The organism is Deinococcus arboris, assembly GCF_009755355.1.
Taxonomy (GTDB): domain Bacteria; phylum Deinococcota; class Deinococci; order Deinococcales; family Deinococcaceae; genus Deinococcus; species Deinococcus betulae.
Genome location: NZ_WQLB01000078.1, coordinates 1 through 1,569 on the forward strand (window position 1 = coordinate 1; position 1,569 = coordinate 1,569).

The 1,569-nt window shown below is 66.6% G+C and carries 2 protein-coding genes; both read left to right on the forward strand.

From position 1 onward, the window contains the following. A partial coding sequence (locus tag GO986_RS22735; RefSeq protein WP_198170947.1) for a hypothetical protein occupies nucleotides 1-795 on the forward strand: 795 nt, incomplete at its 5' end. Nucleotides 796-884: 89 nt separating this feature from the next. Continuing rightward, nucleotides 885-1,569, forward strand: a 685-nt coding sequence (locus GO986_RS22385) for an IclR family transcriptional regulator (protein WP_198170949.1), incomplete at its 3' end; no start/stop codon positions are given.

Genomic DNA, 1,569 nt, shown 5'->3' on the forward strand with positions numbered 1-1,569 from the left:
GGCTTTCACCGGGAACTGACCTACCGGGTTCAGCTGGCCGAGACGCTGGTGCAGGTTGGACGATCTCAAGAAGCGCTGGCCGATTTGGAGGCCGCGCCCCCACCCGCAGACCATGCCGGCACCCTCGAACCGCGCCGGCGCCTGTATAGCCTCCTGATCCAGTTGTACGGGGAACAGGGCCGCGCAGACTTGGCTCAGCACTACCAGCAGAAACGGCAGGACGTCGAGCAGGTTCTCCAGGCGCAAACCGAGCAGTGGGCCACCCGCATTCCAGAAGTTGAGCGCCAGGTGGCCCAGTGGAAGCAGGAAGCCGCCCGAACAGGCCAGCGACTACAGGACTCGGTGCCAGGTCAGCTGATCCCCCAGTCAGCAGCAGTGGACCTTGATGAGCTGAACCAGCATTTCGAGGCTGCCCAGCACAAATTAGAAGATCTGGCCGTCCTGGTTGTGCTGACTGAGGTGCGAGGGAAAAGCGTGCAGTTGGTGGACCCGCAACGCGAAGGCCTGGCGCAGTTCCTGCAGAGGGAGGCACCCGGCGCGGTCACTCTGGGGTCGCGGGATGACGGTGCGGTGGTGCTGCTTCTGCCCGGCACTGGGCACACCTCGGCGGTGGCATTTGCCAAGACACTGATCCGGCACCTCCGCGCCAGCTCCTCGTCGGCCAGGGTCAGTGTGGGCTGCTGCACCACCACCGCCTGGTCTCAGGCCGAAGATATGATGCGCTCCGCAGAACGCCTGCTCAGTCAGGCGCAGGGCCTAGGGGGCAACCGGGTCATGGCCACCGGTCAGGGATGAGCAGGCCAAAAGGTCGCGAACAGGTAGACTTGTCATCTGAACGGGGTCAGCCGACCCTACCCCCTTCTGCTCTGAATACAGGCCTTCCCATGCCCCCTCCCCAGACCACCGACCCCTCCGACGATCCGGCCGTGCCCACGCTGGAGCGGCCGCTGTATCTGCTGACGTTTTTTACGGCCAAGGAACCGGTCTGGACCCTTTCAGGGCTGTCCAGGGCCAGTGGCCTGCCCTCCGCGAGTTGTCTGCGCGCCATCCGGGTCTTAGAGAAATATCAGTTCCTGCGCCGTGACCACATGCAGTACCGGCTGGGCAGTCAGCTGGTCCGGCTCAGTGCCAACGCCATGGCGTCCTCGCCCTCGCGCCGCCTCGCGCTGCCCCACCTGGAGCACCTGCACCGCCTGACGGGGTTGGCGGTCAGCTGGTCTGTGCTGGAAAGCCAGGAAGCCCTCACCCTGGAGGTGGTGGCGTCTCCAGAACACCCCGCTGAACGGGTGCAGGTGGGCGCTGCGCTGGACCTGTCGGCGGGGGCGGTCTCACGGGTGCTGCTGGCCTTCGCTCCGCAGGAGGTGCGGCGCAGCGTCCTGGCGAGCCTCTGGGCCGAGCACCCACACACCCGCCCACACCAGGAGCTGCTCGATGGCCTGACCCGCAAAGCCTGGCTGGCGCTGGAGGTCAGCCGGCAGCCGGCCGACCGCTGTGACGTCGCGGCTCCGGTGTTTCAGGGGGACGGCCGTCTGGTGGCGTCTATTGGCCTGGAGCGCTCGCGCAGCACGC